The organism is Sphingosinicella microcystinivorans (genome assembly GCF_003634215.1).
GTDB lineage: Bacteria > Pseudomonadota > Alphaproteobacteria > Sphingomonadales > Sphingomonadaceae > Sphingosinicella > Sphingosinicella microcystinivorans.
The window spans coordinates 1,362,326-1,384,355 of the sequence record NZ_RBWX01000007.1 but is presented as its reverse complement, the minus strand read 5'-3'; the positions used below and the strand labels follow the sequence as shown (position 1 = coordinate 1,384,355).

The window sequence follows — 22,030 nt, the reverse complement described above, 5'->3', positions numbered from 1 at the left end:
TTAATATGATGGGCCGGCGGCTGTCAATAGCGCTTGTCGCGGGCCGCCAAATTGGCTTCGAGGGTGGGAAACGTCTTGATTTTTCGTGGCCTGAGATCGAAGTGTATCGCATAGCGGTTGTTTTTGCGGCACGGGCAATAGGACAGTTGACGTTGGTTCAGGACAGAAACAGTGATCGCAATTCCATTCAGGTCATCGCCAGGGCGGCGGATGTCCTGAGAATTCTTGCTGAATCGCCGGAAGGCCTGAGCCTTGCGGAGATCGCCAGAGAGACAGGGCTGGCCCGTTCCACGATCCAGCGAATCGTAAAGGCCTTGGCCGACGAGCAATTCCTGGAGCCGACATCGAAGCGAGGCGGCTATATCCTGGGTCAGGGCTTGCTCAGGCTGGCCGCCGGGCCTTCCAGGGAAGTGGTCATGATCGCCCAGCCCTTTCTTCGGCAGCTGGCGCTCGATGTTGATGAAACCGTTGACCTTTCGATGCTCAAGGGAAGCACGGCCCTGTTCGTCGAGCATATCGCCGGTTCGCACCGGCTCGCGGCATTGTCGGCCGTTGGCACCGAGTTTCCGCTGCATTCCACCGCGAACGGAAAAGCGCTTCTGGCCTGCGTTTCCGCAGAGAGGCAGATTGAATTGCTGGTTCAGCCGCTGCGCGCGGACACGAGTCGGACAATCACCGATTTAAGCGCTTTGCAGACACAGCTCCGTCAGATTGCGAGATCCGGTCTCGCTTTCGACCTTGAGGAACATACCGATGGCGTCTGCGCGATAGGCACCGCTTTCCTGGATTCGCTCGGGCGTGCCTATTCGATATCCATTCCGGTTCCACGCCAGAGATTTGACCAAAAATGCGTTGCGTTGGAGGCGCCACTGCTCGCCTGTCGTGATCGTCTAATCGCGACGATTCATGGGTCCCTTCCGACCAAAGCATAGCCCCGTTTTGAAGTCGCATTCGCCCGTATCCGTCGCGGGTGCTAATGCTCGTCTTCTCCAAAGGCCGCGCATCGTGGCCACGATAACCGTTATGCGGTTATCGATCGGAGATAAGCGCCGTTCATCCCTCGGAACGCTCGCGTCTCTTGCGGCTTATGGAAACGAATTTCCATTCCCCAACTCATTCGGGTTGAATTTTTCTATTCAGGACAGTCAATATCCTGAATGGCGAATCGCCGAGGGGTTGGGAGTTCACAATTGATGATAAACCGGAAAATCTTTCGCTGGCTTGGCGTAGCGCCAGCCGTACTGCTGCTCGCGTACGCCGCCCCTCTTCCTGCTGCGGCCGAGAGCGCGACACGCGTCACCGCGAGCAAGGCGACGACCGCCGGGATCGACAAGGTGATGGCGGACGCGGTCGCCAGCGGAAAAATCGCCGGCGGCTCCGTGGGCGTGATGAAGGACGGCAAGATCGTCTTCCTGAAAGGCTACGGCTACTCAGACCTTGAAGACGGGCAAACGGTGAAAGCGGATACGATCTTCCGCATCGGCTCAATCACCAAGCAGTTCACCTCGGCGATGCTCATGATGCTGGTTGAGCGCGGGCAGCTTTCGCTCAGCGACCCTATCAGCAAATACTTCCCCGATTTCCCGAAGGCCGACGGCATCACCGTGCGGCACCTGCTCAACCACACGTCGGGCATCCACAGCTACACCGACAAGAACTTCGCATCGCGCGGATGGCGCGCGCACGACACGAACGAGATGGTCTCCTACATCGCCGGGCAGGACGATCTCACCGACTTCCCGGTGGGAGAAGACTATCGCTACAACAATTCGGCCTATGTGCTGGCAGCCGCGATCGTCGAGAAGCTTACGGGCAAGCCGTATGGCGTCGCGCTCGAAGAGATGATCACCAAGCCGCTCGGCCTCACCGACACGGCCTACGACGACGAGCGCGCGATCGTTCCGCGCCGCGCCAAAGGTTATGACCTGCTGAACGACAAGCTCGCCAACCCCCTGCCCCTTTCGGTGAGCGTCGCGCACGGCGCCGGCGCGATGCGCTCGACTGCGGCGGATATGCTGCGCTGGCAGGATGCGCTGTTCTCCGGCAAGGTCGTGAAACCCGAAAGCCTCGCATTGATGATGGAACCCTCGAAACTGAAGGACGGGCGCCTGACGAGTGCGGTGAGCAAGTCCTTCCCAAGCGGTCCGCCGCCGCTGGAATACGGCCTCGGCCTCGCCGTGGGCGAGCGTGACGGTCGCCGTATCGTGGGCCATGGCGGCGCCATCAACGGCTTCAATGCGGCGCTCTACACCTACCCGGACGAGAAGACGGCCATCGTCCTTCTCGTCAACACCCAGGGCGGCGCGAACCAGCGCTATTATGACGTGGCGAAAGCATGGTTCGAAGGCAACGGCGGAGCGAAGAGGTGAAAATGATCCACAATATGCGTACCGCGGGCGTTGCCCTGCTTCTCTGCTCCGCAGCCAGCGTACCCGCGCTTGCAAAGGAAGCCGCCTACGACATCGTCATCAAGGGCGGCACCATCGTCGACGGCAGCGGCCTCGCCGCCTATCCGGGGGATGTGGCGATCGCGGGCGGACACATCGTTGCCGTTGGCAATCTCGGCAAGGCGAAGGCCACGAAAACCATCGATGCCAATGGGCTCGTCGTCGCCCCCGGCTTCATCAATATCCACAGCCATGCCGAGCCTGAGGGCGTATCCACCGCCGTCAACATGCTGACGCAGGGCGTCACCACCGAAATCATCAACGCCGACGGCGGCGGCGGCAACGATATTGCCGCGCAGCTTCCCGAGATGGCTGCGAACGGGCTTGCCGAAAACATCGGCGCCTATGTCGGCTTCAATGCCGTGTGGCGGGATGCGATGGGCGACCGCGACCTGCGCCCGACCCCCGAGCAGATTTCGTCGATGAAGGCCGCGATCGAAAGGAACCTGAAGGCAGGCGCTTGGGGCGTCGCCTCGGGGCTCGATTACCGCCCGTCTTACTATGCGAAGCCCGAGGAGGTGATTGAGATCGTCTCGGTCGCGAAGCCGTGGCGCACCAATTTCCCGAACCACGACCGGCTGCGCCCGGAAGATAACCTCAGCTCGTTCAAGGGCATGGAAGAGACCGTTCTGATCGGCGAGAAGGCCGGCCTTGTTCCTGTCATCACGCACATCAAGAGCGCGGGCAAGGAACGCGGCAACGCGCCCAAGGTGCTTGAAATGGTCGCCGCCGCCACCGCGCGCGGCGCGTGGACGGCGATCGACATCTACCCCTACCTCGCCGGGCAGACGATGCTGCAAGCATTCCTCGTCCCCGGCTGGGCGGCGGACGGCGGACGCGACGCCATGCTCGCACGCTTCAAGGATCCGAAGCTGCGCCCGCAGCTCGTCGAAGCGGCTGAATATGCGATGGCAACGCGCCTCGGCGGCGCAGAAGGCATCGCGCTTCCTGACCTCGGCAAGCGGCTCACCGACATCATGGCGGCCGAAAACATCCGCGCGGGCGAGGCGGTGCTCCGCACGCTGGAACGCGATCCCTACACCCGCGCCAACATGACATTCGGCGACGAGAAGGACGTGATCGCCTTCCTGCAATATCCCGACACGGCGGTCGCCTGTGATTGCGGCGCGTCGATCAAGAACCGCGGCCATCCGCGCTATTTCGGCAGCTTTCCGAAAATCCTCGGCCACTATGTGCGCGACACCGGTACGATCACGATGGAAGACGCCGTCCGCAAGATGAGCGCCCTCCCCGCCGCCATCATCGGCATGGTCGATCGCGGCCATATCGCGCCCGGCATGAACGCGGACGTGATGATCTTCGACCCGAAGACCGTACGCGACCACGCCACGTTCGACGCGCCGACGCTGGCATCGGATGGTGTCCGCCACGTGATCGTGAACGGCGTTACGGCGCTGGAAAACGGCGCGGCGACCGGTGCGAAATCCGGCGCGATCCTGGTGCGTGATGCGCACATGCCGAGCCGCCCTATGACCAGCGCAGCAGCGGCCCGCTCCTTCACCGCGAGCGCAACCTCGGCGGACTACAGCGTGAACATCTCGGCAAAGCAGGGCGCGGGCGAACGCTTCGCAACCGGCACCGTGAAACTGAAGGACGTGAAGTCGGGCACCGTATGGACTGCCGACCGGCTCGGAACGGTCCAGACCGCGAAAGGCTGGGCAAGCGTCACCGCTGTGCTGAAGGACAAGGCGGGCAATCGGAAGGCCGCGACGCTGACGCTCGACCGGGCAGATGGCAGCGCGGAATCGCCTGTGGTCACGGTGGCGCTGGGCGGCGAATCCGCGGCGATCCTGCCCGCGAAGGGCTCCGTTCAGGCCGAATAACCCGTCGCGCGGGGTAATTTGCGGATGGAGAATCGCGTCTCAGTCGTTAGACAGGACGCGATTTTTCATCGTTCGGTTCGAGTTTTCTGGCCTCGGCACGAACTTTCCGGCAGGAGCAGCCATGATTGAAGCCGAATGGTGGGATGCAGAGGATCCCGCCGAACTCGCCGCGTCGGCAGCGGGCGACATCCAGTTCATCATCGAAAGCGCCATCGATGCGCGCGGGCAGGCGCTGATCGCCGTGCCCGGCACCGGGATCGCGCTCACGGTGCTGAAGGAGGTCGCGAAAGCGAAATTCGATTGGAAGCGCGTCACCATCGTGCCGACGGGCGACTGCCTCGTCGCGGTCGACAGCCCGCTCTCTGCCGCTGCCGCGCTTGCCCGCATTTTCCTGCCCAAGGGCGCGCGCGTGCTGCCGATCGGCAGCGACAACGCCGACTACAAGGCGGCAGGGCGCGCCGCTGACGCGCGGCTCGAAGACCTGCAATGGCCGCCCGATCTCGTGTGGCTCGATGTCGGCGCGAACGGCGAAACGGCGGGCATCTTTCGCGGCCCCGATCTCGACGAGGCGCTGAACGGCCCGAAGTCGCGCCGCGCGATCGGCGTAATGCCCGATCCGATGCCGAAGGACGCGCCGGTGGCGCGCGTGACGCTGACGCGCGCCGCGATCACCTCGGCGCGCACGCTGATCGTCGCGCTCGAAGGCGACGACGCAAAGGCTGTGCTTGAAAAGGCGCTGGAAGACGGCCCGCTTTCGGACACGCCGATCGGCCGCGTGCTCGCCGAAGTCACCGTCCCGGTCGACATTCACTGGTGCCCCGCCTGACGGCACGATGAGGATCGTCGCAGCCGATATCGGCGGCACGCACGCCCGCTTCGCGATCGCCGAGATCGCAGGCGGGCGGTGTGAACTCGGCGAACCGGTGACGCTGAAAAGCGCTGACTACGACGGTCTCGAAGCGGCTTGGGCAGCCCTCCCCGCCCTCTTCGGCCAAGCCCTCCCGAATGCCGCTGCGATCGGCATCGCCGCGCCCATCGCGGGCGATGTGCTTGCCTTCGTGAACAACGACTGGAAGATCCGGCGCGCCGGACTCGCCGGGCGGCTGGGCCTTGAAAGGGTGAAGCTCCTCAACGATTTCGGGGCGATGGCTCACGGCGTCGCAGCACTCGGCGATGAATGGACCGAACATCTGTGCGGCCCCGACGTCCCGCTCCCTCTCGACCACCCTGTCAGCGTGATCGGCCCAGGCACCGGCCTTGGCAGCGCGATCCTGCTCAGGCGCGGGGGACGGGTCGAGGTCGTGGAAACCGAATCCGCGCACATCGCCTTCGCGCCGCTCGATGCCACCGAAGAAGCGATGATGCCCGCGCTGCAGCGGATGTACGGCCGCGTCTCGAACGAACGGCTCGTCTCAGGGCCGGGCCTCGCCGCGATCCGCGCCGCGCTTGATCCCGGCGCCGCGCCGATGACGGACGCCGACCTCTGGGCCGCCGCGCTCGCGGATGAGGAAGACGGCGCCCTGGACCGCTTCGCGATGATCTACGGCGCGGTCGCGGGCGACATTGCCCTCGCGCATGGCGCCATGGGCGTGGCCGTCGTGGGCGGACTTTCGAACCGCGCGAAAACGCGGCTTCGCGCCTCGGGCTTTCATGCCCGTTTCATCGACAAGGGTCGCTATGGCGCGCGGATGCGGCAGGTTCCGGTCAGGCTGGTAACGCACATGCACACCGGGCTGCTCGGCGCGGCAGCCGCATTCGCACAGGACTACGCCGGCACTTAGACGGCTGCGGCCATCCGCGCTTTGTGCGCCTCGGCGATTTCGTCCGTGAAGCAGACACCGAGTTCACCGTCCGCAAAGCGCACGACGATGCCGGACCGCATTCCCATCCGCACCGTCGTCAGCACCACCTTCTCGCCGATCGCAATCTGCTCGTGCGTGGCGAGACGGGCGCCCGTCATCGACATGTCGATGACGCGCGCCGTCACCTGGCCGCGACGGTAATCCATCCTGGCCAGATAGTTCGTTGCGGCACGTGCCGCGTTCCGGTGATTATCGGGTGCGTTCGACATGCCCCGAATCTCGCACGAAAATGGTTAGCAGATCGTTGCCGATCAGCCGTAAACCTCAAACAGGCCTGCCGCGCCCTGCCCGCCGCCGATGCACATCGTGACGACGACATATTTCGCGCCACGACGCCGCCCCTCGATCAGCGCATGGCCGGTCAGACGCGCGCCCGACATGCCGTAGGGATGGCCCACGGAAATCGCGCCACCATCGACGTTGAACTTTTCGGGATCGATGCCGAGCTTGTCGCGGCAATAGAGCGCCTGCACCGCGAACGCCTCGTTCAGCTCCCAGAGACCAATGTCGTCGATCTTGAGGCCGTTCTGCTTCAGAAGCTTCGGGATCGCGAACACCGGTCCAATGCCCATCTCATCGGGCTCGACACCCGCGACCGCCATGCCGACGTAGCGGCCAAGCGGCTTCAGGCCGCGGCGTTCTGCCTCTTTCGCTTCCATGACGAGCGAGGCCGAAGCGCCGTCCGAAAGCTGGCTGGCATTGCCGGCGGTCACATTATGGCCGGGGCCGCGCACGGGCTGCAGACCCTTGAGGCCTTCAAGCGTCGTCTCGGGGCGGTTGCCTTCGTCCTTCGTCAGCGTCACCTCGTGCTTGGTGACCTCGCCCGTCTCCTTGTTCTTCATCACCATGACGGAGGGCAGCGGCACGATCTCGTCATCGAAGCGCCCGGCCTGCTGCGCCGCCGCCGTGCGCTGCTGCGACTGGAAGGCGAACTCGTCGCACACGTCGCGGCTGATGTTGTAGCGCTTGGCGACGATCTCGGCCGTGTCGATCATCGGCATGTAGGCTGCGGGGTGCATCTCAAGGAGGCTCATGTCGGGCTCGACCCGCATCTTCTCGTTCTGCACCATCGAGATCGACTCGACGCCGCCGCCCACCACAATCTGCATCCCGTCGACGATCACCTGCTTCGCCGCCGTCGCGATCGCCATCAGGCCGCTCGCGCACTGGCGATCGAGCGCCATGCCCGCCACGGTTACAGGAAGCCCGCCGCGCAGCGCCGCGAGGCGGCCGATGCACGGCGACTGCACGCCCTGCAGCATGGCCGAACCGAAGATACAATCATCGACCTCCGCCGGGTCGATCCCGGCGCGGGCCACCGCATGTTTCACGGCATGGCCCGCGAGCGTGGGCGACGGCGTGGCGTTGAAAGCGCCGCGATAGGCCTTGCCGATCGGCGTGCGGGCGGTGGAAACGATAACGGCTTCACGCATGGGAGAGTCTCCTGTTCCTGAATCTTATACGTAGGCGAGGCCGACCCATTCGGCCAGCAATGCGGGCTTGTCCTCGCCCTCGATCTCAACGACCACCTCATAGGTGGATTGCAAAACACCCGGATTTCGTTCCGTCACGTCGAGCAGCTTCATGCGCCCGCGAACGCGCTTGCCAGACCGAACGGGGGCGAGGAAGCGCAGCTTGTTCATGCCGTAGTTCACGCCCATCTTCGCGCCTTCGAGCTTCGGAAAAAGCTCGTACGCCATGGCCGAAAGCAGCGACAGCGTCAGGAACCCGTGCGCTATGGTCCCACCAAAGGGCGTATCCGCCGCACGTTCGGCATCGACATGGATGAACTGAAAGTCCTCGGTGCATTCCGCGAACGTATCGATCCGTTTCTGATCGACCTCGAACCAGCGCGAAACGCCAAGTTCGCTGCCCACCATCGCTTTGTAGTCCTGCACAGACACCGTCATGCACGCCTCCATTTTCGCGCTCGGCTTAGGATGCTGCCGCCGCGATGCCTAGATAGGTAAAACGTGAGTATTCTTGACCTCCTCGAGCACGGCATAGGTCCGCGTCTCGCGCACGCCGGGCAGGTCGACGAGCGTGTCACCGAGGAACGCGCGGTAGTCCGCCATGTCCTTGACACGCGCCTTGATGAGGTAGTCGAACCCGCCCGCCACCATGTGGCACTCGAGAACAGCAGGCATCCGCCTGACGGCAGCGGCGAAATCATCGAACACGTCCGAGGTCGTGCGGTCGAGCAGCACCTCGACGAAAATCAGCAGCGCGCAATCGAGCAGTACGGGATCGAGAACGGCGACCGTTCCCGCGATATAGCCCTTCTCGCGCAGCCGCCGGACGCGTTCGTGGCAGGCGGCTGGCGAGAGGTTGCAGCGCTCGGCGAGCGCCTGGTTGGTGATGCGCCCGTCTTCCTGCAGCGTACGCAGGATGGCGCGGTCAATGGTATCCAGCATGGCAATCCGAACCTTCTTCGGCAAACTCTGAATTGGCCTTACATAATTCAGGATAGGAAGCAAAAATACAAAGCACATTTACCCGTTTCGCTGGCATTATCGAAGGATCATCAGCGAAAGTAATTTCATGGCCATCGCCGACATTCTTGCCGACATGCAACGCCTGCACCGGGCGCCCGAACCCGAAGTCATTCTGCCGCTTTGCGAAGCCGCACGGGTCGATGCAGCGACAAGGGGGCGGATCATCGCGCGCGCCGGGGGGCTTCTCGACGAACTGCGCGCCGCGCAGTCGAGCGGCTGGGTCAATCGTTTCCTTCAGGAATACCGGCTCAACACGGACGAGGGCATTGCACTGCTCGCGCTTGCCGAAGCCTTCCTGCGCGTCCCCGACGCGGACACGGCAGATCTGCTGATCCGCGACAAGCTCGGCACGGCCGACTGGTCGGCGCACGCGGGGAAATCCGATTCGACGCTCGTCAACAGCGCGACATGGGGTCTCGTCGTCACCCGCTCGCTCGTCGGCGAAGGTGGCTCGACGCTGAAGCGCCTGATCGGCCGTGTCGGCGAGCCCGTCGTGCGCACCGCCGTCGGCACCGCGATGCGCCTGATGGGGCAGGTGTTCGTGATGGGCCGCACCATCGAGGAGGCTTTGGAGCGCGCCAACGACAAGGACCACACGGGCTTCGTCGCCAGCTTCGACATGCTTGGCGAGGCCGCGCGCACGCGGGACGACGCCGAGCGTTATTTCCGTTCCTACTCGGACGCGATCGACGCCATCGGCAAGGGCAGCAAGGGCCGCGATCACAGCATCTCGGTGAAACTCTCCGCGCTCCACCCGCGCTATGAAACCGCGCACGCCGATACCTGCGTACCCGAACTCTCAGCCATGCTCGTCCAGCTCGCCGAGCGCGCCGCGAAGGCGGATATCGGCCTCACCGTCGATGCGGAGGAATCCGAGCGGCTCGTCATGTCGCTCGATATCATCGCCGCCGCCGCACGCGCCCCGTCGCTTTCGGGCTGGGACAAGCTTGGCATGGCGGTGCAGGCCTATTCGAAACGCTGCCGCGCGGTCATCGCGTGGGCAGACGCGATCGGCGGCGAGACAAACCGCAAGATGGCCGTGCGCCTCGTGAAGGGCGCCTACTGGGACAGTGAGATCAAGCGCACGCAGGAAGCCGGCCTCTCCGACTATCCCCTGTTCACCCGCAAGGCCGCGACCGACGTCTCTTACCTCGCCTGCGCGCGCGACATGCTCGCCGCGAAGAACATCTATCCTGCCTTCGCCAGCCACAACGCGCTCACCGTCGCGACGCTGCTCGAATGGGCGGGCGACCGCCGCGATTTCGAATTCCAGCGCCTGCACGGCATGGGCGAAGGCCTCCACGACCGGCTGGTGCGCGAAGGCGGTTACAACTGCCGCATCTATGCGCCCGTCGGCGGCCACCGCGACCTCCTCGCCTATCTCGTGCGGCGGCTTCTTGAAAACGGCGCCAACTCCAGCTTCGTCCACCAGCTCGCCGACCCGAACGTCACCGAAGAGGAGCTTCTCGCCGATCCGGTCGAAAAGGTCGCCAGCGTCGGCGGCACGCGCCACCCCTCCATCCCCCTTCCCGCCGACCTGTACGGTGCCGCACGCGGCAACAGCGAAGGCCTTGATCTGCAGGACGCCATGACCCTCGAAGATACAGCATCCGCCATCGCAGCGCGCGCCGATATCGGAACCGCGCCGACCGATTCGACCGTTGCCGAAGTTCACGCAGCCATCGCCGCCGCCGACGCGGCATTCGATGGCTGGTCGCGCACCCCTGTCGATACCCGCGCCACCGCGCTCGACCGGCTTGCCGACCTCCTCGAGGAACACCGCATCGACCTGATGGCGCTTGCCGTCCACGAGGCGGGCAAGACCATCGGCGACGCGCTCGGCGAAGTGCGCGAGGCCGCCGATTTCTGCCGCTACTACGCCAATCAGGCGCGCACGGGTTTCGCACCCATCGAACTTCCGGGACCCACGGGCGAGAGCAACACGATGCGCCTTGAAGGCCGCGGCGTGTTCGCCTGCATCGCGCCGTGGAACTTCCCCCTCGCGATCTTCCTCGGGCAGGTCACGGCAGCGGTCGTCGCCGGTAACAGCGTTGTCGCGAAGCCCGCCCCGCAGACGCCGCGCATCGCCGTCCGCGCCGTTGCGCTCGCCCATCAGGCGGGCATCCCGAAGGATGTGCTGAAGCTCGTGATCGGCGGCGCCGAGGCCGGGAATGCGCTCACCGGCGATCCGCGCGTGATGGGTGTTGCCTTCACAGGCTCGACCGGCACGGCCAAAGCCATCGCGCGCAGCCTCGTGGCCGACGACGTGCGCCCGATCGTGCCGCTGATTGCCGAAACCGGCGGCCTCAACGCCATGATCGTCGATTCGACAGCACTTCCCGAGCAGGTGATCGCCGACGTGGTGACATCCGCTTTCCGCTCCGCAGGCCAGCGCTGTTCGGCGCTGCGACTGCTCGTGGTGCAGGAGGACGTCATCGATCGCACCCTCGATATGTTGAAGGGCGCGATGGATACGCTTGTCGTCGGCGATCCCGCCGATCCGCGCACGGATGTCGGCCCCGTGATCGACGATGCCGCATACCGGAAGCTGGAAGACTATCGCCTGTCGGTGAAAGACCGCTGGCTGCACACGATCGTGGTACCAGAAGGCCGCTTCGTTGCGCCGACCGTGATCCGCCTCGACCGTATCGAAGATTTGACGAAGGAATGGTTCGGCCCGATCCTGCATGTCGCCACATGGAAGACCGGCACGCTCGATGAGACCATCGCGCGCATCAACCGTAGCGGCTACGGGCTTACGATGGGCCTCCACAGCCGCATCGCCAGCCGCTGCGAACGTACTGTTGCCGCCGCGCGCGTGGGCAACCTCTACGTCAACCGCTCGATGATCGGTGCGATTGTCGGTTCGCAGCCGTTCGGCGGCGAAGGTCTCTCGGGCACCGGACCGAAGGCGGGCGGGCCTCACTACCTTCAGCGTTTCGCGGTGGAGCGCACGGTGAGCATCGACACGACCTCGGCAGGCGGCAACGCCAGCCTGCTCTCCATTGAGGACGTGACGCTTTAGCTCAGGGGGCGGGCTGGAACTCTTTCGGAATGGCAAGGGGGTCAACCACCTTGCCATCGATCCCGCCGAGAAAGCCCATCTGCGTCGGATAGGCGAAGTCCACCTCAAGCTCGCTGAAGCGACGGACGACACCGAGCATGAACGCCTGCCGAGCGCCCATCATTTCCTGCATCCCCGCAGCGGCCACATTGAACACGATTTCGATGTCGATCGAACTTGCGCCGAAATTGAAGAAGTGCGCGCGGTCGAATTGAACGAGCGGGATGCTCTCGGCGATCTTGCGGATTTCGTCCGGCAGCGTTTCCATGACATCGGGCGGCGTCTGATAAATGATGCCGATCTGCATCACGACCCGGCGCTTGTGGATCACCGCATAGTTGTGGATGCGGTTTTCCAGCAGCTTGGCGTTCGATACCGAAACCAGCTCGCCCGAAAGCGACCGGATTCGCGTGGTCTTGAGGCCGATCGCTTCAACCGTGCCGGTAAGCGTATCGACGGTGATGACATCGCCGCGCACAAACGGCTTGTCGAAGAGGATCGAAAGCGCCGCGAACAGATCTGAAAAAATGCCCTGCGCGGCAAGACCGATTGCGATGCCGCCGATACCGAGACCGGCGACAAGCGCCGTGACGTTAACACCGAGATTGTCCAGGATAAGGATCGTCGCGATCGCGAAGATCGCCACGTTGATAATGACGCGGATGACCCCCATCGCCGAGACCAGCGTGGAATTGTGAGGGTCTTCGCCCGCCGCCCGCCGCGTCACAATGCCAAGCGCGAACTCGCGTATCCAGATCGCGCCCTGCACGACCGCCGCCACCGTGAAGAGGAATTGCACGACCGGCAGGGCGCCCGCCAGGCCTGGGGCTGCGGCCGTCACAAGCTGAACGGAGACCGCCGCCAGGAAGAAACTGCGCGTACGCCGAATCACCTGACCTAGGATCGACCGCCAGCTGTTTGGCTCCAGCGTTCCGGGCACGCCCACAAGACGACACACAGCCGCGCGAACGCCGACGAGCAGCAGATAGATGCCGATGGCCACGGCGCCATAGATGAGGAGCGCGGTGCCGTTTGCGGAAATCCACGCCGAGGCCTCGTTCAAGCTCTGAAAGTCGGACGCGGGAAGTATCTGATTTTTCTGCATCTGTTTTCCAACGCCCGAGACCGCTTGTGGTTCAACGGGTTCTACAGGCAAGCGTACTGCGTTGGAACCGCTCTTCCAGCCCGGATCAAGCCTTTGCGGGCACAGCCGTGCCCATTCCGGCGGGCCGTCGGCGCGGACCGAGCTTCTCGTCGACTTTGTTCCCAAGCCTCTCGCGGCGCGCGATATGCGTTGCGGCGATCGTGATCGCGAGAAGGTCATAATACGGTGGCTGGAATGCGATGCTGACGAACATCGAGCCCACGGTGTAGACGATCAGCGAGATCGCCATCATCGTGCCGAGATCGCGGAACCAGATGTCCCGCTCCGGGTCCCCGGTACTGATATTCTTCAGCTTCCAAGTGGCGTGAAGCGCGAGACCGACGATCGCGACATAGATGATCGCACCCAGATAACCGAGTTCACCCAGAACCTCGAAAAAGCTGTTGTGGAAGGCGCGGGCCTCTTTTTTTATTGTGACCGTGCGCGTGTCCATGTTGTCAGCCACGCCCTCGCGGCGCTGCATGTCCACATCGAACTGGTTGATGCGATACACGCCGAACCCCCCGCCAAAAGGGTGTTCCTTCACGAAATCGATCGTCCACAACCACACACCGATGCGCGTCGACGCAGACATGTCCTCGTCATAGGTCTTGATCGTCGACATGCGGTCCGTGAAGGAGGCCGGGAGAAGCGGTATGGCGATCGCCGCAGCCGCCGCGATCGCCGCCGCAAAAATGATCTTCCTTTTGCTCGTCAGCCACAGCAGCAGCAGCAGCGCCGAACCTGCGATAAGGCCGGTGCGAGCCTCCGCGCCGACCGTGACGAGCGTCATCGAGAAGATGATGCCGGCTGTCGCGAGAAACGTCAGCAGGTTGCGCTTCATGATCGTGTTGCGGCGATAGAGCCATAGTGTCAGCGGGATGAAGCACAGCGCGACCGTCGACAGCGTGCTGCCTTCATAAAGGCCGGTGTTGCTCTGCACGAGGAACGAGACATTCCCATAGCCGCCGCCACCGAGGAGCGTCTTGACGCCGCCCGAAATCGTGATCGCGGCGGTACTCAGGATCATGATGAAAGCCGCCGCCTCCACACGCCGCCGCGTCGTCAGCACCCATGGGAGGAACACAGAGAACAGCAGCCCCTTCCAGACCCAGTCCCACTTTTCGCGGGCATGATCGGTTACGATGGCCCAACCGAACGTGTTTACAGTCGCCAACAGAACAAGAAGAACGACCAGAACCTGCACAAGACTGAGGCGTATGCGCTGTTTCTCGTCGAGGAAGATGTAGAATGCGACGGCCCCGATCGCCATGATCAATGCGACGGGGGCTCCGTTCAAAAACCAGTATGTGAGCTTCTGTGGCTGCAGGAAGTCGACCCAGATATAGCCCAAAGCCATGAAATAGGGGCGCCGGAACGAAGCCACGACGAAGCCGACGATGAAGCAGATGAGAATGAGGTCGCGCATCAGTCTGCCGCGGGGTTACCGTTTCGCGGCTGGGCAGCGCTGCGATTGCGCGCGCGGAAGCTCGGCTTCTGGGCGTCTTCCTTGCCGTCTTCGGCCGGTAGTGTGAAGCAGCGCCACAGCACGACGATCATCATCAGCTGCGACACCAGCAATGCGAAATTGTCTACCATCCGGGCCCTGTCCTGAGCGTGGTCCTGAGCGTGCATCCGCTTTCGCGAACGCCGACAGCGCGCTGTTAACGGCTTCCGCTTAACATCTCGTGCACCGAAGGGCAAAGCCGTCACGTTTGGACGATACCAGCCGAATGTTCGCGCCCGGCCTTGCGAAAGCCGGGCGCATTGGCAATAGGACGCGGAAGTGAAAAGGGAAACGGACGACGCATGACCAAGCGAGTGCACATGATCGCGGCGGCACGCCCGAACTTCATGAAGGTGGCGCCGCTCTGGCACGCGCTTGCCGCCCATGATGATTTCGAACCCGTTCTGATCCACACCGGACAGCATTACGACGCGAACATGTCAGACGACATCTTCGCCGATCTCGATCTCCCGGCGCCCGATCATCACCTCGGCGTCGGCTCCGGCAGCCATGCCGAACAGACCGGCAAGGTGATGATCGCCTATGAGAAGATCGCGATGGACGAACAGCCGGACTGGCTCGTCGTCGTCGGCGACGTGAATTCAACCGCCGCCTGCGCGATGGTTGGCGCCAAGCTCCACATTCCGGTCGTCCACCTCGAGGCGGGCCTGCGTTCGGGTGACCGCGCTATGCCCGAAGAGATCAACCGGCTGGTGACAGACGCGATCTCCGACGTGCTGTGGACCCCCTCGCCCGATGGCGACGAACACCTGCGCGCCGAAGGCATACCGGCAAGCCGTATCACGCGCGTCGGCAACATCATGATGGACAGCTTCGAGCGCATCCGGCCCAAGCTCGACGCCGAAAACGCCCCCGCCCGCTTCGGCCTTACGCCCGGCAATTACGGCATCGTCACGCTGCACCGCCCGTCAAACGTCGATGAAGCCCCGCAGCTGAAGGCGCTCGTCGATGCGCTGGTGGAAGCGTCGCAGCGTCTCCCGCTGATGTTCCCGATGCACCCGCGCACGAAGAGCCGGGTGGAGGCGTTCGGCCTTTCAGACGCGCTCGCAAAGGGGAACATCACGATCGCCGAGCCGCAATCCTACAAACCCTTCATGAGCCTTCTGAAGGACGCGCGTATCGCGATCACGGACAGCGGCGGGCTTCAGGAGGAAACCACCTACCTCGGCATCCCCTGCCTCACGCTCCGCGACAACACGGAACGGCCCGTCACCGTCACCGAGGGCACCAACCGACTGGTCAAGGCCGACGCGCTCGTCAGCGCGCTCGATGCCGCACTTGCCGCCCCGCCGGGGACAGCGAAGCGCCCCGAATTCTGGGACGGCCGCGCGGCAGAGCGCTGCGTCGCCGATCTGGTGCGGCGCGGACGCTGATGGCGATCAAGCCGCTACACATCCTCGATCACTCGCTGCCGCTGCACAGCGGCTACACGTTCCGTTCGCGCGCGCTCATCGAAGGCCAGCGCCGTCTCGGCTGGCAACCGCAGATGCTGACAACGCCGCGGCACTACGCGGAAGGTCCCGACCCCGAAACCGTCGACAGCCTCACCTTCCACCGCACGCGAAAGTCCGGTCCGCCGCTCATCGGCGAGATTTCGGCAACGGCGAAACGTCTGGACGCGGTGATCGAGGAAACGAAGCCCGATCTTCTGCACGCGCATTCGCCGGTGCTCACCTTCGCCGCCGCGTGGGGGGCCTCCCGCCGCCACAATCTGCCGCTCGTGTACGAGATTCGCGCCTTCTGGGAAGATGCGGCGGTCGGCAACGGCACCGGGCGCGAAGGCGACCTCAAGTACCGGCTGACCAAGGCTGCCGAGAGCTGGGCATGCAGCCAGGCCGATGCTGTCGGCGCGATCTGCAAAGGCCTCCTCGGTGATCTCCGCACGCGCGGCATCGACGAAGCGAAGCTGTTCGAGATTCCGAACGCGGTCGATCTCGCCCAGTTCGGCGATCCGCTCCCGCGCGACACCGCGCTGGCAACAGAACTCGGCCTGGAAGACGCGGAGGTTATCGGCTTCCTCGGCTCCTTCTACGACTACGAAGGCCTCGACATCCTGATCGCGGCCATGCCCCGCCTCGTCGCGGCGCGGCCGAAGGCGCATTTGCTGCTCGTCGGCGGCGGCCCGATGGAAGCCTCGCTGCGTGCTGCGGCGGCGGCATCGCCTGCAAGCGACCGCATCCGCTTCGTCGGCCGCGTGCCGCACAGCGAGGTCGATCGCTATTACAGCCTCGTCGATGTGCTCGCCTATCCGCGCAAGGCCATGCGCCTCACCGAGCTGGTGACGCCGCTGAAGCCGCTCGAAGCGATGGCGCAGGAAAAGCTCGTCGCCGCCTCGAATGTCGGCGGGCATCGCGAGCTGATCGAGGACGGCGTCACCGGCACGCTGTTCGCGGCAGACGATCCCGATGCCGCCGCCGATGCTCTGATCGGCGTCCTTGCCAGCCGCGACACATGGCCCGAACGGCGCGCGCGCGCCAAAACCTGGGTTTCAGCCGAGCGCAATTGGGACCGCAGCGTCGCGGCCTACGTGCCGGTTTACGAGCGCCTGCTCAGTCGCGCACGGTAAGCGCTTCGAAATGCAGGCGCCGCGCCTGCATCGCCCCATGCCGCAGACTGTCCTCGCCGATGATCACAAGGTCGGCGACGAGTTCGCCGGGAAGGTCGATCTCCTCGCCCAGCAGCGTGCCGCACACGCGCAGCACCGCACGGTCGACGCTCTCCGCGTCGCCGTCGATTCGGAGTGTGAAAGCGTGTCGCTGCCCTTCGAACGTCGCGCTCGCCCAGGGCACGGCATCATAGGTTTCAACCGCGCCGTGAAGCGCATCCGTGCAGGCCTTCAGACGGCCTCTCACCGTTCGCATCAGCGGGCACGGCATCAGGCGCCGAGCCCGCGAATATAGGCCTCGATGCGCGCCATGGTGCGGGGTCGCGGCTCGCGGCCGCGACGGAGATCGAACACCAACCGAGGATCGCCGATGGCGTTTCGCCCGAAGCGCGTGGGCGTCAGACGTGTGCGTTTCAGGCAACGTTCGATTTGAAACAACAGCGACATTGCTTTTCTCCCATTTCCTGTAGGAAAAAAACAACTATGAAGCGATTTCCTACAAGTCTGGCGATTATATACCTTGCAAACCCACTAGAGGCATGACATAAGATTCCTACAACGGAGTCAAAGACATGTCGGTTCTCAGCAAGCCCTACTTCCACAACGAAGAAGCTGCCTTCGCCTACCTTGAAGGCGTGATTTGGCCAGAGGGACCGACGTGCCCGCATTGCGGCGCAACCGATCGCATTTCGTCGATCAAACCGAACCCTGGGAAGCGCGTTCGCATCGGCCTCAAGAAGTGCGGCCACTGCAAAGGTCAGTTCACGGTCAAGGTCGGCACGGTGTTCGAGCATGCCCGTATGCCGCTGCACAAGATGTTGCAGGCCGTGTACCTGATGACGAGCAGCAAGAAGGGCATCAGCGCCCACCAGCTGCACCGTGTTCTGGAAGTCACCTATAAGACGGCGTGGTTTCTGGCACACCGCATCCGTGAAGCCATGCGTTCCGGCGACCTTGCGCCGTTCGGCGGCAACGGCGGCGCGGTGGAAGTCGATGAAACGTTCATTGGCCGCAAGGCTGGCGCCCCGATCAAGGGCGCGTACCATCACAAGATGGCGGTTCTCGGCCTCGTCGACCGCGAGACAGGCCGTAGCCGCCTGTTTCACGTCGAGAAGGCGTCCGGCAAGCTTATTCAGCCGATTGTCATGGCGAACATTGCCCGCGAGGCCCGCCTGATGACGGACGAATCGATGATCTACCGCAAGGTTGGCCGCGAGTTCGCCGACCATCAGGCCGTCCACCACTACGAGAAGGAATATGTGCGCGGCGACGTGACCACGAACACCGTGGAAGGCGCTTTCAGCATCTTCAAGCGCGGTATGCGCGGCGTGTACCAGCATTGCGCGGAGAAGCACCTGCACCGCTACCTTGCGGAGTTTGAGTTCCGTTACAGCTTCCGTGAGGCCAACGGCTACAATGACAAGGATCGTTCGACCGAAGCGGTGAAGGGCATCGCTGGCAAGCGCCTCACTTATAGGTCAGCTGGTATCCGGGCCGCCGAAAGCGCCTAAAGGCGGGAAGCGGTATCGAAGCCGATGGCATACGAAACCGCACCGAAAATGAAGGCTTTACCGCGAGTCGGGGGCGAGTTAGAATCCGCCTATGGCGGATTTTGATTGCCCCGATCAGGTGAGTGTAGTCATCCGCCCAAGTGGCGGGGATGACCACTCTCTGTCTGCCGCTGATTTCATCAAACAAGTCGATGCGCTTCGTCAACTCCTGGCGCTGTCTGAAGCGCGGGGCGCAGTCGATGCCCGTATTGTGAAGCTTCACATGAATAGCCCCGCAACCGTCGTGATGGAGACGATAGGCGCCGACGACCGACCAGTTGACCTGTCCAGTTTTTTTAGAGGCATCGAGGCGGTCGTGGTTGGCGGACAGGCCCCAAGAGAGTTTGAGCGGCCCGTTTTCGAAGCCCTAAGAGACTTTGCTGCTGTGGTCGGAAAGAGCGTGAGAAGTGCGACATTAGAAGCGTTCGGGCGTACTATTTTGATCGATCTAGAGGCGCGCAAAAGGATCGAAAGTGTCTTTGGGGAAGACACTAGCGCCGAAGGCACGGTTGACGGAATGCTGGAAGCGGTGAACGTTCACGGCAAGAAAAACACGTTTGGACTATATCCCATCGTGGGAGCCTCTCGCGTTTCTTGCAAATTCGAAGACGACTTGTTGGCCAAGGTCCGGCCTGCTCTTGGCCGCTATGTTATCATTGAGGGTGAGCTTAAATACAGGTGGCGTGAGAAGTTTCCTTATGAAGCGCGGGCCACTAAGATCGAAGTCATGGACGAAGATCAGCCCAGTTTCATAGATATTTTAGGGATGGCTCCAAATGCCACAGGGGGGCTGGCCTCCGAAGATTTCACGAGAAAAGTGAGGCATGGCTGGCATTAAGCCGATCATTTATGTCGACACTTGCGTGTTCATAGCGATGCTCACCGGAGAGCAGCGACAGGGGGACGAGTCTCTCCATGTCTCCGGTTTTGCGGGTGAGTTGGAGCGGAAGGAAGTTATCGCGGTTACTTCCGCTCTAACAAAGGGGGAGATTTTAGAATGCACACTCACGGATCAGCAAAAGCTGATTATGGATCGATTGATTAGGCCCCCAAAAGTCCAAACAAAAGATGTATCGTCTCCAATACTAGAGATCGCGACAGAAATACGGAATTATTATCAATCGGAAAAGCAGGCGGGTACGACCAACTTGCCGACGCTTGAGCTTCCCGACGCGATTCATCTTGCTACGGCGATTTACTACGACTGCCCGCGAATGTTTACGTTTGATGAAAAGGACGTGCCGAATACTAGGTCGCGGCCAAAGCGTGGGCTTATCCCTCTTAGCGGAAACGTTGCGGGCCGATATCCCATTGTTATTGAGAAGCCATTTTCCCGATCTATGGGGCTACCATTAAGATGACCGACAAGCCCAAACCCCAATCCGACAAGTTCAAGGAAGCGGCGCGCGATCTAGAGTGTGACGAGGATGAGAAGGCGTGGGAGGATAGGCTGCGGAAGGTGGCTAGCCAGAAACCGGCGCCGGAGAAGTCCAGCGGCTAAAAACTCTGATGCCTAAGCAGCTTTGCCAGTTCACGAAGCGCGTAACCCATGCCTGCCACCCCGGCGACCAGCAAGAACATGGTGGTTTCGCCGATAACGATCATCACCGATGGGTCTAGGATGCCCCAGACGATGGATGATGACCCTGCAAAGGTCGTTCCATTGAAAATTTGGGCTAGCAAAAACTCATTGCCATTGCTGCCCAATTGGCGGGTCCGCATCGCGCGTAGGAAATATGCCAGAATGAGGTAGCCCACCAGAAAGACCAGAATCCAGCGGTACAAGCCTGCTGAATCGGTGGGATATGGGGGCAACTATCCTTTCAGGGCCAGAACAGCCCCAAGGATTCCTCCCACGGTTGCCGCCACACCCTGCCCCGCAATAGTGGGCTCTATGCCAAATTCCGGCACAGTAACCCCAAACAATGCAAGGGTAGCGAGGCTCATTCCGATAGTGGCCTTCAGCGTCAATCCGAACGATACCGCCTTTTTTGCATGATGCAATTTCGAGCGCATATGTTGGCCTTTCGCATGGACGACTTAGTGCATAGTACGCACATGCAAGTCATCCGTTCCCCCTTGTGTAGCGGGAAGTACCCCGCATCTGCCAAGGGCGTCAATGCACATAATATGGAGCGTCATCGCGGCTTTTGTAGGGCGCCGAGCCGCTGGCTGGCGGGTTTGCAATCTATACAAACGCCACAAGTCTAGGATAAAAACGATCATTATTTGCCGGAGGGAGGCACGCCCTGAACGCCGCCGCGGTTCGCCGAACGCTCGACACGCTCATTCACGCCCGCGGAGAAGATTACGCGTCGGTGTCGCGCCTCATTGGCCGTAATCCCACCTATATTCAGCAGTTCATCCGGCGCGGTGTGCCCCGTAAGCTCGATGAGGATGATCGGCGGACGCTCGCGCGTCATTTTGATGTGCCCGAGCATGTGCTTGGCGGGCCTCCGGCGCGCGTCGGACAGGCCGTCATCGCCCACGCTGCCGAGGCTGCGGCGGTGGACGATTACCTGCTCATACCCACTCTCGATTCTTCCGGAGACGGGGCCGAGGCTGCGCTCGCGTTTCAGGCGCGATGGATCACCGGGCTGTGCAGCGGCAATCCGCAGGCGCTCTCGGTGTTGCGCATCGCGGGCGACGCGATGCATCCGACACTTTCCCACGGCGACCCCGTGCTCGTCGACACGGCAGACGGCGCCGAGACCCTGCGCGACGGCATCTATGCGCTGCGCAGCGGCGGCAACATGGTCGTGAAGCGGTTGACGCGGAACCCGGCAACACAGGGCATCGCCATCAAGAGCGACAACCCGGGCTGGCCCGACTGGGAGGACTGTCCGCCCGAAAGCCTCGATATCGTGGGCCGCGTGATCTGGGTGGGCCGCGAACTGCGCTGAAATTCAGCGCTTTCGCCTGAACACGGTCCACAAAACCGCAAGCAGGATTCCGGCGCCCATGCCGATGACGGCTCCAAGCATGGCCTGATGCCACGCGACGCCGAATCCCGTCCCTGCAAAGAGCCCAAGCGCAATGAACAGTCCTGCTGGAGAGCCTTGATCGTGGCCCGGCCGTTCAGCCTGCATTTCTCATTCCTTCGATACCTACAGGTCGGTTTGTGCACCAACTGTCCCGCCATGAAACAGGCCGGACAGGCCATGCAGTCAGCGAAACAATAAAAGCCTTTTGAATTCAGGCGATTGGATGCTGGCATCAGCCTTGCTGGTGAAGCTGCAGGAACAGGATAGGCGGGGGTTATCTCCAATGCAATTGCTTGCCATACATGATCGCGGTTCGCTCGAGGATGCCTCGAGCCTGATCGCCAAGTTCGGTGACGACGCTGTCGTCGAAGCCGCTACCATCGCCGATCGCTACCGCGATTCCGGCAATCTCAACCTTTTCTGCCGCTGGCGGCAGGTCGAGCGTGCCATCATGCTGCTCCAGCTTGAGGACGTCGTCGGCGAAGTGCACTGATCCGTCGATGAGCC

25 protein-coding genes are annotated in these 22,030 nt (G+C 62.7%); 14 read left to right on the top strand and 11 right to left on the bottom strand.

Features of this window, described 5'->3' with window-relative positions:
• Positions 1–8 precede the first annotated feature (8 nt).
• From DFR51_RS06635 to DFR51_RS06615, 5 genes are all read left to right on the top strand, one after another.
• The gene (locus DFR51_RS06635; protein ID WP_170151753.1) at positions 9–932 is read left to right on the top strand and encodes an IclR family transcriptional regulator; all 924 of its coding nucleotides are present in this window, start codon (positions 9–11) and stop codon (positions 930–932) included.
• Positions 933–1,193: 261 nt separating this feature from the next.
• A complete protein-coding gene (locus DFR51_RS06630) occupies positions 1,194–2,369 on the top strand; it encodes a serine hydrolase domain-containing protein (protein WP_160119201.1) in 1,176 nt (391 codons plus the stop codon).
• Positions 2,370–2,371: 2 nt separating this feature from the next.
• Positions 2,372–4,291 carry an N-acyl-D-amino-acid deacylase family protein gene (locus DFR51_RS06625; protein ID WP_160119200.1) on the top strand — a complete coding sequence of 640 codons (1,920 nt, stop codon included), beginning with the start codon at positions 2,372–2,374 and terminating at the stop codon, positions 4,289–4,291.
• 121 nt (positions 4,292–4,412) lie between these two features.
• Complete coding sequence (locus DFR51_RS06620) at positions 4,413–5,117, top strand: 6-phosphogluconolactonase (RefSeq protein WP_121048233.1); 705 nt, start codon at positions 4,413–4,415, stop codon at positions 5,115–5,117.
• Positions 5,118–5,124: 7 nt separating this feature from the next.
• Positions 5,125–6,072 (top strand): glucokinase, encoded by a 948-nt coding sequence (locus DFR51_RS06615; RefSeq protein ID WP_121048229.1) that lies wholly within the window; start codon positions 5,125–5,127, stop codon positions 6,070–6,072.
• Here DFR51_RS06615 and DFR51_RS06610 read toward each other — a convergent pair.
• From DFR51_RS06610 to DFR51_RS06595, 4 genes are read right to left on the bottom strand one after another with little or no spacing between them, the layout of a single operon-like run.
• Entirely contained in the window at positions 6,069–6,362 is a 294-nt protein-coding gene (locus DFR51_RS06610; protein WP_121048226.1) for a PilZ domain-containing protein, read from the bottom strand. The two genes, DFR51_RS06615 and DFR51_RS06610, sit on opposite strands and share 4 nt — an antisense overlap.
• Before the next feature lie 42 nt (positions 6,363–6,404).
• Positions 6,405–7,586, bottom strand: coding sequence for an acetyl-CoA C-acyltransferase (locus tag DFR51_RS06605; protein ID WP_121048223.1), 1,182 nt, complete (start codon positions 7,584–7,586; stop codon positions 6,405–6,407).
• Between the two features lie 24 nt (positions 7,587–7,610).
• Complete coding sequence (locus tag DFR51_RS06600) at positions 7,611–8,063, bottom strand: MaoC family dehydratase (protein WP_121049887.1); 453 nt, start codon at positions 8,061–8,063, stop codon at positions 7,611–7,613.
• 48 nt (positions 8,064–8,111) lie between these two features.
• The gene (locus DFR51_RS06595) at positions 8,112–8,567 is read right to left on the bottom strand and encodes an Lrp/AsnC ligand binding domain-containing protein (protein ID WP_121048220.1); all 456 of its coding nucleotides are present in this window, start codon (positions 8,565–8,567) and stop codon (positions 8,112–8,114) included.
• 127 nt (positions 8,568–8,694) lie between these two features.
• Here DFR51_RS06595 and putA point away from each other — a divergent pair, with 127 nt between their 5' ends.
• Positions 8,695–11,673: a bifunctional proline dehydrogenase/L-glutamate gamma-semialdehyde dehydrogenase PutA gene (gene putA / locus DFR51_RS06590; protein WP_121048217.1), complete on the top strand. Its 2,979-nt coding sequence runs from the start codon at positions 8,695–8,697 to the stop codon at positions 11,671–11,673.
• A 1-nt stretch (position 11,674) separates the two neighbouring features.
• Here putA and DFR51_RS06585 read toward each other — a convergent pair whose 3' ends face one another.
• The 3 genes from DFR51_RS06585 to DFR51_RS18960 all read right to left on the bottom strand — a co-directional run bounded on the left by DFR51_RS06585 (position 11,675) and on the right by DFR51_RS18960 (position 14,455).
• Entirely contained in the window at positions 11,675–12,817 is a 1,143-nt protein-coding gene (locus DFR51_RS06585; protein WP_121048214.1) for a mechanosensitive ion channel family protein, read from the bottom strand.
• A gap of 85 nt (positions 12,818–12,902) precedes the next feature.
• Positions 12,903–14,285, bottom strand: a complete 1,383-nt coding sequence (locus tag DFR51_RS06580; RefSeq protein WP_121048211.1) for a putative O-glycosylation ligase, exosortase A system-associated — start codon at positions 14,283–14,285, stop codon at positions 12,903–12,905.
• Positions 14,285–14,455 carry a hypothetical protein gene (locus DFR51_RS18960; protein WP_160119199.1) on the bottom strand — a complete coding sequence of 57 codons (171 nt, stop codon included), beginning with the start codon at positions 14,453–14,455 and terminating at the stop codon, positions 14,285–14,287. Before DFR51_RS18960 ends, DFR51_RS06580 begins: the two co-directional genes overlap by 1 nt.
• Positions 14,456–14,665: 210 nt before the next feature.
• Between DFR51_RS18960 and wecB the strand changes: the two genes are divergently transcribed.
• Positions 14,666–15,757, top strand: a complete 1,092-nt coding sequence (wecB, locus tag DFR51_RS06575; RefSeq protein WP_121048208.1) for a non-hydrolyzing UDP-N-acetylglucosamine 2-epimerase — start codon at positions 14,666–14,668, stop codon at positions 15,755–15,757.
• On the top strand, positions 15,757–16,950 hold the full coding sequence (locus DFR51_RS06570; protein WP_170151752.1) for a TIGR04063 family PEP-CTERM/XrtA system glycosyltransferase: 1,194 nt from the start codon (positions 15,757–15,759) through the stop codon (positions 16,948–16,950). Before wecB ends, DFR51_RS06570 begins: the two co-directional genes overlap by 1 nt.
• Here the strand turns inward: DFR51_RS06570 and DFR51_RS06565 are convergent.
• Positions 16,934–17,245 carry a hypothetical protein gene (locus DFR51_RS06565; protein WP_126494743.1) on the bottom strand — a complete coding sequence of 104 codons (312 nt, stop codon included), beginning with the start codon at positions 17,243–17,245 and terminating at the stop codon, positions 16,934–16,936. The genes DFR51_RS06570 and DFR51_RS06565 overlap by 17 nt on opposite strands.
• A gap of 14 nt (positions 17,246–17,259) precedes the next feature.
• Positions 17,260–17,436, bottom strand: a complete 177-nt coding sequence (locus DFR51_RS18955) for a hypothetical protein (RefSeq protein WP_170151751.1) — start codon at positions 17,434–17,436, stop codon at positions 17,260–17,262.
• Between the two features lie 125 nt (positions 17,437–17,561).
• Here DFR51_RS18955 and DFR51_RS06560 point away from each other — a divergent pair, with 125 nt between their 5' ends.
• The 4 genes from DFR51_RS06560 to DFR51_RS18950 all read left to right on the top strand — a co-directional run bounded on the left by DFR51_RS06560 (position 17,562) and on the right by DFR51_RS18950 (position 20,040).
• Positions 17,562–18,500 (top strand): IS1595 family transposase, encoded by a 939-nt coding sequence (locus DFR51_RS06560; RefSeq protein WP_121048202.1) that lies wholly within the window; start codon positions 17,562–17,564, stop codon positions 18,498–18,500.
• A 91-nt stretch (positions 18,501–18,591) separates the two neighbouring features.
• Entirely contained in the window at positions 18,592–19,377 is a 786-nt protein-coding gene (locus tag DFR51_RS06555; RefSeq protein WP_121048199.1) for a hypothetical protein, read from the top strand.
• Positions 19,364–19,900, top strand: a complete 537-nt coding sequence (locus DFR51_RS06550) for a type II toxin-antitoxin system VapC family toxin (RefSeq protein WP_121048195.1) — start codon at positions 19,364–19,366, stop codon at positions 19,898–19,900. Before DFR51_RS06555 ends, DFR51_RS06550 begins: the two co-directional genes overlap by 14 nt.
• The gene (locus tag DFR51_RS18950) at positions 19,897–20,040 is read left to right on the top strand and encodes a hypothetical protein (RefSeq protein ID WP_170151750.1); all 144 of its coding nucleotides are present in this window, start codon (positions 19,897–19,899) and stop codon (positions 20,038–20,040) included. The genes DFR51_RS06550 and DFR51_RS18950 overlap by 4 nt, the downstream gene beginning before the upstream one ends.
• Here the strand turns inward: DFR51_RS18950 and DFR51_RS06545 are convergent.
• The gene (locus DFR51_RS06545) at positions 20,037–20,324 is read right to left on the bottom strand and encodes a hypothetical protein (protein ID WP_121048192.1); all 288 of its coding nucleotides are present in this window, start codon (positions 20,322–20,324) and stop codon (positions 20,037–20,039) included. The genes DFR51_RS18950 and DFR51_RS06545 overlap by 4 nt on opposite strands.
• A gap of 533 nt (positions 20,325–20,857) precedes the next feature.
• Here DFR51_RS06545 and DFR51_RS06540 point away from each other — a divergent pair.
• Complete coding sequence (locus DFR51_RS06540; protein WP_243445403.1) at positions 20,858–21,442, top strand: S24 family peptidase; 585 nt, start codon at positions 20,858–20,860, stop codon at positions 21,440–21,442.
• A gap of 3 nt (positions 21,443–21,445) precedes the next feature.
• On the opposite strand, the gene DFR51_RS06535 is transcribed toward DFR51_RS06540, so the two are convergent.
• Entirely contained in the window at positions 21,446–21,628 is a 183-nt protein-coding gene (locus DFR51_RS06535) for a hypothetical protein (RefSeq protein WP_121048186.1), read from the bottom strand.
• A 118-nt stretch (positions 21,629–21,746) separates the two neighbouring features.
• Here DFR51_RS06535 and DFR51_RS06530 point away from each other — a divergent pair, with 118 nt between their 5' ends.
• Positions 21,747–22,016: a hypothetical protein gene (locus DFR51_RS06530; RefSeq protein ID WP_338068291.1), complete on the top strand. Its 270-nt coding sequence runs from the start codon at positions 21,747–21,749 to the stop codon at positions 22,014–22,016.
• Positions 22,017–22,030: the final 14 nt, after the last annotated feature.

Excerpts from the sequence above, each read along its gene's own strand:
- DFR51_RS06635 (WP_170151753.1), top strand. The coding sequence starts at position 9 with ATGGGCCGGCGGCTGTCAATAGCGCTTGTCGCGGGCCGCCAAATTGGC.
- DFR51_RS06630 (WP_160119201.1), top strand. The coding sequence starts at position 1,194 with ATGATAAACCGGAAAATCTTTCGCTGGCTTGGCGTAGCGCCAGCCGTA.
- DFR51_RS06625 (WP_160119200.1), top strand. The coding sequence starts at position 2,372 with ATGATCCACAATATGCGTACCGCGGGCGTTGCCCTGCTTCTCTGCTCC.
- DFR51_RS06620 (WP_121048233.1), top strand. The coding sequence starts at position 4,413 with ATGATTGAAGCCGAATGGTGGGATGCAGAGGATCCCGCCGAACTCGCC.
- DFR51_RS06615 (WP_121048229.1), top strand. The coding sequence starts at position 5,125 with ATGAGGATCGTCGCAGCCGATATCGGCGGCACGCACGCCCGCTTCGCG.
- DFR51_RS06610 (WP_121048226.1), bottom strand. The coding sequence starts at position 6,362 with ATGTCGAACGCACCCGATAATCACCGGAACGCGGCACGTGCCGCAACG.
- DFR51_RS06605 (WP_121048223.1), bottom strand. The coding sequence starts at position 7,586 with ATGCGTGAAGCCGTTATCGTTTCCACCGCCCGCACGCCGATCGGCAAG.
- DFR51_RS06600 (WP_121049887.1), bottom strand. The coding sequence starts at position 8,063 with ATGACGGTGTCTGTGCAGGACTACAAAGCGATGGTGGGCAGCGAACTT.
- DFR51_RS06595 (WP_121048220.1), bottom strand. The coding sequence starts at position 8,567 with ATGCTGGATACCATTGACCGCGCCATCCTGCGTACGCTGCAGGAAGAC.
- putA (WP_121048217.1), top strand. The coding sequence starts at position 8,695 with ATGGCCATCGCCGACATTCTTGCCGACATGCAACGCCTGCACCGGGCG.
- DFR51_RS06585 (WP_121048214.1), bottom strand. The coding sequence starts at position 12,817 with ATGCAGAAAAATCAGATACTTCCCGCGTCCGACTTTCAGAGCTTGAAC.
- DFR51_RS06580 (WP_121048211.1), bottom strand. The coding sequence starts at position 14,285 with ATGCGCGACCTCATTCTCATCTGCTTCATCGTCGGCTTCGTCGTGGCT.
- DFR51_RS18960 (WP_160119199.1), bottom strand. The coding sequence starts at position 14,455 with ATGGTAGACAATTTCGCATTGCTGGTGTCGCAGCTGATGATGATCGTC.
- wecB (WP_121048208.1), top strand. The coding sequence starts at position 14,666 with ATGACCAAGCGAGTGCACATGATCGCGGCGGCACGCCCGAACTTCATG.
- DFR51_RS06570 (WP_170151752.1), top strand. The coding sequence starts at position 15,757 with ATGGCGATCAAGCCGCTACACATCCTCGATCACTCGCTGCCGCTGCAC.
- DFR51_RS06565 (WP_126494743.1), bottom strand. The coding sequence starts at position 17,245 with ATGCGAACGGTGAGAGGCCGTCTGAAGGCCTGCACGGATGCGCTTCAC.
- DFR51_RS18955 (WP_170151751.1), bottom strand. The coding sequence starts at position 17,436 with ATGTCGCTGTTGTTTCAAATCGAACGTTGCCTGAAACGCACACGTCTG.
- DFR51_RS06560 (WP_121048202.1), top strand. The coding sequence starts at position 17,562 with ATGTCGGTTCTCAGCAAGCCCTACTTCCACAACGAAGAAGCTGCCTTC.
- DFR51_RS06555 (WP_121048199.1), top strand. The coding sequence starts at position 18,592 with ATGGCGGATTTTGATTGCCCCGATCAGGTGAGTGTAGTCATCCGCCCA.
- DFR51_RS06550 (WP_121048195.1), top strand. The coding sequence starts at position 19,364 with ATGGCTGGCATTAAGCCGATCATTTATGTCGACACTTGCGTGTTCATA.
- DFR51_RS18950 (WP_170151750.1), top strand. The coding sequence starts at position 19,897 with ATGACCGACAAGCCCAAACCCCAATCCGACAAGTTCAAGGAAGCGGCG.
- DFR51_RS06535 (WP_121048186.1), bottom strand. The coding sequence starts at position 21,628 with ATGCAGGCTGAACGGCCGGGCCACGATCAAGGCTCTCCAGCAGGACTG.
- DFR51_RS06530 (WP_338068291.1), top strand. The coding sequence starts at position 21,747 with ATGCTGGCATCAGCCTTGCTGGTGAAGCTGCAGGAACAGGATAGGCGG.